This is a genomic window from Candidatus Marinimicrobia bacterium CG08_land_8_20_14_0_20_45_22 (genome assembly GCA_002774355.1).
Lineage (GTDB): Bacteria > Fidelibacterota > UBA2242 > UBA2242 > UBA2242 > 0-14-0-20-45-22.
Window position 1 is genome coordinate 36,563 of sequence record PEYN01000091.1, and the last position, 6,088, is coordinate 42,650.

Below are 6,088 nucleotides of genomic sequence, written 5' to 3' on the forward strand. Positions count from 1 at the left end.
AGAGTTCATGGCAAAAGTCTTCAACCCCAAACAGACTGTCCTTTTTCCAGAACTTTTCGAGGATGCTTTTTTGCCTTCCATCACGACGCTCCCGGATTTCGATCAGGCTCTGGAAAATTTTGTCCGACTGTCCGACTTCGGTGCGCTGATCGATTTGAATTTTCACGGCATCGACAAATCTTATTCACTGCGGCTAGATGAGATTCAGATTCCACCGAAATATCTCAAAACCCACACGGAAAAACAATCTCCAGTTTTCAATCTTTTTCCAGCAGAAGTTCGCAACCAGATCAACCGCATGAAATATGATGTCCGGTCGTTTTTCGTTCACGCAAACCACCTGAAAACGAACTACGGATATTTTTTATTTCGGAATTATTTTCACAAGTGGGATATTCACAAGAAGAACAAGATTGAAGGATTGCGTGAATATTTTACAAACGAAATTGGCGAAACTGCTTATGAGGAATATTTCCGACGACTATGGCATACCGGGATCGATTGGATCAAATCCAATCTGGCGGAAATCCACCCGTATATCCTGACCATTGATCTGGATAAACAATTGCCGGACGAACGACAAAGTCTGAGAGATTCCGGAATGACGATTAATCAGCTCGAGAGAAACGATCGTGACTTGATTGTCCAGTTTCTCATCCTAAAAATGATGCATATTCCGCAGACGCTAACCGAATACACTGACGGCATCTCGATTTTGTCTATGTTCAAAACTATTCATCTAGATTATTTGAAAAACATTAAGATCGAATCGATCGAGGATATTGAGCAGTTATTCCGCTCAATCCCTCAAAATAACTTATAGAAATCGTGTTTTATACTGAGTCCAAAGATGCGGAGGAAATGGTCAGGGAGCAACTTCTTTCGCGTGATATTCAGGATCCCGTGGTTGTTTCTGCGATGCGATCCATTCCGCGCCATGCTTTCGTTAGTCCAAAATATGCCGAACTTGCCTATTCTGATCAACCGCTTCCGATAGGGTTGGGGCAGACGATTTCTCAGCCGTATGTCGTCGCGTTTATGACGCAAGCCCTTCGGCTTTCACCGGAATCGCGCGTATTGGAAATCGGTACCGGAAGCGGCTATCAGGCGGCAGTATTATCGAAAATAGCACGCGAAGTCTATACGATCGAATTTCTCGAAACTCTTGCAAAAAAAGCCGAAATCATCTTGAAAAACATCGGGGTAAAAAATGTTTTTATCCGGCGTGGCGATGGGCGTGATGGTTGGCGTGAACATGCGCCATTTTCACATATCATCGTTACGGCGGCGAGCGAAGATATTCCAGAGGAACTGATAAGACAATTGGCGATTGGTGGGAGAATGATCATTCCCGTTGGCAATCGCGACTGGACACAATATTTGGTGCTTGTTCAAAAAGAAAAAGATGGTATACGGAAAGAAAAAATTCTGCCGGTGCGTTTTGTTCCTTTAGTTAAAAACTCCTCAAAACGCCTGTCCAAAAAGAAAGGGGCAATATGAAAGAAAATCCGACCGAGATATTATCAGATTTGGTGAGTGTTCTGGAAAAAGTTGCCGGAGGTCGGTATTTTGGGGACGAATTTGTCCCATTTATGCGCGTGGGAAATCCGGAAACGATCCGACGCCTTGCGACACTTCTGGATAACCTCTGGAATCAGATCGAATCAAAGAATGATCAACTCGAAACGGCGATCATGGAACTGAAATCCGCCAGGGACAAAATGGAATCTGTCAACATACTTCTCGATTCCCGTGTCAATGAGCGCACAAAAGAACTTACTGAAGCCAATCAACGACTCGAAACAATTTCGACGATAGATGCATTAACGGAAATCCCAAACCGGCGACACTTCGAGCACCGGCTGGAGCAGGAATTTTCACGGACAAAACGTCACAACGAAAATCTATCCTGCATTATGATGGATATTGACCTGTTTAAAAATGTCAACGACACGTACGGCCATTTGTTCGGCGATGAAGTACTGAAAGCGATTGGGCGAATCTTGCGGAGTCAGTTGCGTGTTCATGATATTTATGCTCGTTACGGCGGTGAAGAGTTTGTCATTCTTTTGCCGGAATCGACACTTCATGCCGGCTTTTACGTCGCCGAAAAAATTCGTCTTGTTGTTGCTGAAACGATTGTCGCCAAAGAAAAAAATCAAGCAAAGGTAACGGTTTCACTGGGTATTGCCCAATACGACTCGAAATCGATGCCTGACAAACATTCATTGATTGATGCCGCCGATCGCGCTCTTTATGAAGCCAAGCGTACCGGTAGAAATAAGTCCGTCATTTACAATCCGGAGCGGACTTCCAAACCATCATGAGAACTTCTGAGGAATTTAAAAATATAAAAGAAATTTATTTGGAAATATATATACATCGGCGGTAAACTTCCGCTCGTGTCGCTTGTAATTGTGTCGATCATAAAAAATATCATTCCGTTTTTTCTTCTGATGGTTGTCTGTTCACAAAGTTACGGGCAAACATATCTCTGGCCATTACCGTACGGTAAACAGATCAGCGCGACATTCGGAGAACATCGGTATCGGCATTTCCACTCGGGGATAGACATTAAAACGAATCATTCAACCGGGTATCCGGTAATTGCAGTCGATGACGGATATATTTGGCGTCTGCGCGTTTCACACGTTGGATTTGGTAAAGCGGTGTATCTTAAACTTCGCGATGGCAACTTTGCAGTTTACGGACATTTAGATGAATTTTCCGAACGGCTTCTCAGTTATGTGGAAATTGAACAGCAGAGGCTGAAACGATATGCGATTGACCTTTATCCGGGCGAAAATATCATTTCTGTTCGTAAGGGTGATACGCTTGCTTTTTCCGGAAATACGGCGTCTATTTCGCCACACCTGCATTTCGAGATTCGCAACGCGCAGGAAAGACCCATGAATCCATTCAACTTCATTCCTGAGGTTGTTGATTATACAATTCCAACCATTCAGGAATTGGCGGTCGTTCCTTTGGATGTTCAATCACGAATCGACAATAGTCCGCGTCTGAAGACATTTCCCGTCTATTTTAAGGAAAAGCGGAATTTTATTGTGAAGGATACGATTCGCGTATCCGGCGGAATCGGAATCGCGCTGAAAACATTCGACACAATAAAAGGCATACCGAACAAATACGCGCCGTACGGCATTCGTATGTTGGTGAACGACAGTCTTCGATTTGCCGTTCAATATGATCTTTTTACTTTTAGCGAGACGCGAATGGTCGATCTGGATAGAGATAGTTATTTCCTTGAAAATGGCAACGGCAATTTTAATCGGCTGTGGATTCACCCCTTGGCAAAGTCGCTTCCGATCTATCGGCTTTCGCCGGGAACCGGAGTTTTAAAATTTCAACCCGGATTTCACACGATCCGGATTGAAGTGTACGATCATCGGAGAAACACGTCAACGCTAGATTTTGTCATTGAGTCGGCTCCTCAGCGAAGACTCGATCATCCAAAATTGAAATACACAAACAGCGGTTTTCAACTTACATTCGATAAACCGTCGTGGATCGCGCATAACCACTGGAGTGCGCAATGGGTGACGAAATACGGAAATCCCGTTCAGCCTGCGAAAATCGTTAGAACAGATACTGCCGGTACGCAAGTGGTTTTGACGGTTTTGAAGGGAAATATGCGAGAGAAAAATCTTCGAATCGGCATTGGCGATGAAACATTTCACGTTTTTGTCAATGTTTGGGAAGATTCAGAAGAGAGTCCGAAAATATCTTTTCAATACATCGAATATCCCGGGAGTTTCATTTGTCATCTGACATTCCGGCAGGCGCCGTGTCAATATCCCGCCTTATTTTTGCAATCGAACAATGATTTTGATCAGGTGGAACTTTATCAAGAGACGCCTGTGGATTTTACTACTGCGCCGACATCATTTGCCATGTGGAAAGATGCGCTTGCCTGCGAAATCCGGGTTCCATCGGAACCGATGACGGTTTATAGAAAACCGGTTCGTCTGAAATGCATCGAGCCGAAAATGGGCGGATCGGCGACTTCACAGGATTCGCTTTTTCAGGCGACATTCTTCCCCGGTTCCGTTTATGACACTTTGCTTTGCTGGATAGATACGGTTTCGGCGCATCCGGGAAAAAATGGAAATCAAGTTTCGAAAATCTACCGCATTTATCCTGAAACCGAGCCACTTCAGGATTCGATATCGGTCGAGTTCAAGTATCAGACATACGTGGAGAAAATTGAACAATACGGCGTTTACTCCTGGCGTGATGGAAAGTGGTTATTTTTAGGTAACCAGATTAGTGGGCGCGATGCAATCTGCGCTGATTCGAGAAAGTTGAGCGACTTTTGCTTAATGAAAGATCAGAAACCTCCCGTGATCAAAAACGTTTTTCCGGGGAATGGTGGTCGGTTTCGTTCATCGTCCGTCGATTGGCTCAAAGCGTCCGTTTCGGATGCGCTTTCGGGAATTCGTGACGACTTATCCATTCAGGTCCGGTTGGACGAGGTCCCTGTCCTTGCTGAATATTGCGGGATCAAGAAAACATTGCGTTATCAACTGCGTCAACCGTTAAAACCCGGCAGACATCAGGTTAGAATTACTGCGACAGACCGCGCGGGAAATGTTTCGACAGCGGTCAGTGAATTCACCATTATTTCCGGATAATAACCGATATGTTTATTCCAACCCGTGATTCGACGCTGAGATTAAAAAAACCGTATGTTGTGTATATTTTGATTGTGATGAATTTTTTAATATTTTTTTATCAGGCGACGTTACCGAGTGGATCTTATGCAGAGTGGTTTGGGCGGTTGGGTGTCGTTCCGGCGCATCTTTTCCAGAATGGAATTTTGGCATCCTTGATACCATTTTTTACCTCTTTATTTCTGCATGGCGGATTTGCGCATCTCGGCGGGAACATGCTCTATTTATGGATTTTCGGCGATAATATTGAAAGCACATTGGGGCATTTTAGATTTTTCATTTTCTATTTTGCGTGTGGAATCATTGCTTCGCTCACGCAGGTGATGTTCAATCCGGCGTCAGAGGCGCCGATTATCGGAGCCAGCGGAGCAATCTCTGGAATTCTCGGCGCTTATTTGATTCGGTATCCACGCGCCAAAATCCAGATACTATTTTGGGTTATTATTTTTTTTCAGCGATTTTGGATTCCGGCGGTCTACGTGCTGGGCATTTGGTTTGCGATTCAGTTGAGCAATGGACTCGGAGCGTTGACTTTTCGCCAGCAGGGCGGTGTCGCATGGTTTGCTCACATAGGAGGATTTATTAGCGGAATCGCATTGTTGTTATGGATGGAACCTTATGAAAGGAAGCGGCTATGGAAACAGTTGAATCGGAATTATTAAAAAATGCGGCGCGAGAAGCGGCGAAAGCATCGTTTTCGCCGTACTCGCATTATCCAGTCGGTGCGGCGGTGATGACGGAAGACGGCGTGATTTATAGCGCCTGCAACGTTGAGTCGAGCGTGTATGGCCTTAGTATGTGCGCCGAACGGAACGCACTCGCCACGGCAGTATCTAAAGGCGCGAGGAAATTCCGCGCACTAGCCATCTGGTCAGAAAATGGTGCGACGCCGTGCGGAGCCTGCCGACAAGTCATCTGGGAATTGTGCGGAGAAATTCCTATCTACATAGTAGATGCAGATGGAAAAGAAAAGTGTTATATTTCGTCGGTTTTATTACCAGACCCTTTTGATGAGAATAAATTGAGAAAGTGACATGAACAAAAATGCAATTTTGATTGGCGTGGCGGGCGGAACCGGTTCCGGAAAAACATCGATGGCCAAAAATATTGTCCGGGATTTCGATCCTCGCCAGGTCGTAATCATCGAACAGGATTCTTACTACCACGATCTGAGCCAGATTCCAATGGACGCGCGGAGCCATCACAATTTTGACCATCCGGAATCTTATGACTTCGATCTGTTGAAGAATCAGATGAAATCTATCCTAAACGGCGAACATGTCAAGGTTCCCATATACGACTATAAAACCCACACTCGGTCGGCGGAAACGATTTCCGTCCACGGGCAGAAAATTATTGTCCTCGAAGGTATTATGGTGTTGTTTGACCCGGACCTG

Annotated in this window: 7 protein-coding genes; all 7 read left to right on the forward strand. The window is 44.9% G+C overall.

Annotated elements, in window-relative coordinates:
* The first annotated feature begins 7 nt into the window (after positions 1–7).
* Positions 8–823 (forward strand): hypothetical protein, encoded by an 816-nt coding sequence (locus COT43_05765; GenBank protein ID PIS28783.1) that lies wholly within the window; start codon positions 8–10, stop codon positions 821–823.
* A 38-nt stretch (positions 824–861) separates the two neighbouring features.
* A complete protein-coding gene (locus COT43_05770; protein PIS28784.1) occupies positions 862–1,500 on the forward strand; it encodes a protein-L-isoaspartate O-methyltransferase in 639 nt (212 codons plus the stop codon).
* On the forward strand, positions 1,497–2,327 hold the full coding sequence (locus tag COT43_05775) for a hypothetical protein (protein PIS28785.1): 831 nt from the start codon (positions 1,497–1,499) through the stop codon (positions 2,325–2,327). Before COT43_05770 ends, COT43_05775 begins: the two co-directional genes overlap by 4 nt.
* 75 nt (positions 2,328–2,402) lie before the next feature.
* Positions 2,403–4,652: a hypothetical protein gene (locus COT43_05780; GenBank protein ID PIS28786.1), complete on the forward strand. Its 2,250-nt coding sequence runs from the start codon at positions 2,403–2,405 to the stop codon at positions 4,650–4,652.
* Between the two features lie 8 nt (positions 4,653–4,660).
* On the forward strand, positions 4,661–5,353 hold the full coding sequence (locus COT43_05785) for a rhomboid family intramembrane serine protease (GenBank protein ID PIS28787.1): 693 nt from the start codon (positions 4,661–4,663) through the stop codon (positions 5,351–5,353).
* Complete coding sequence (cdd, locus tag COT43_05790; protein PIS28788.1) at positions 5,326–5,724, forward strand: cytidine deaminase; 399 nt, start codon at positions 5,326–5,328, stop codon at positions 5,722–5,724. Before COT43_05785 ends, cdd begins: the two co-directional genes overlap by 28 nt.
* Before the next feature lies 1 nt (position 5,725).
* Positions 5,726–6,088, forward strand: a 363-nt coding sequence (locus tag COT43_05795; protein PIS28789.1) for a uridine kinase, incomplete at its 3' end; no start/stop codon positions are given.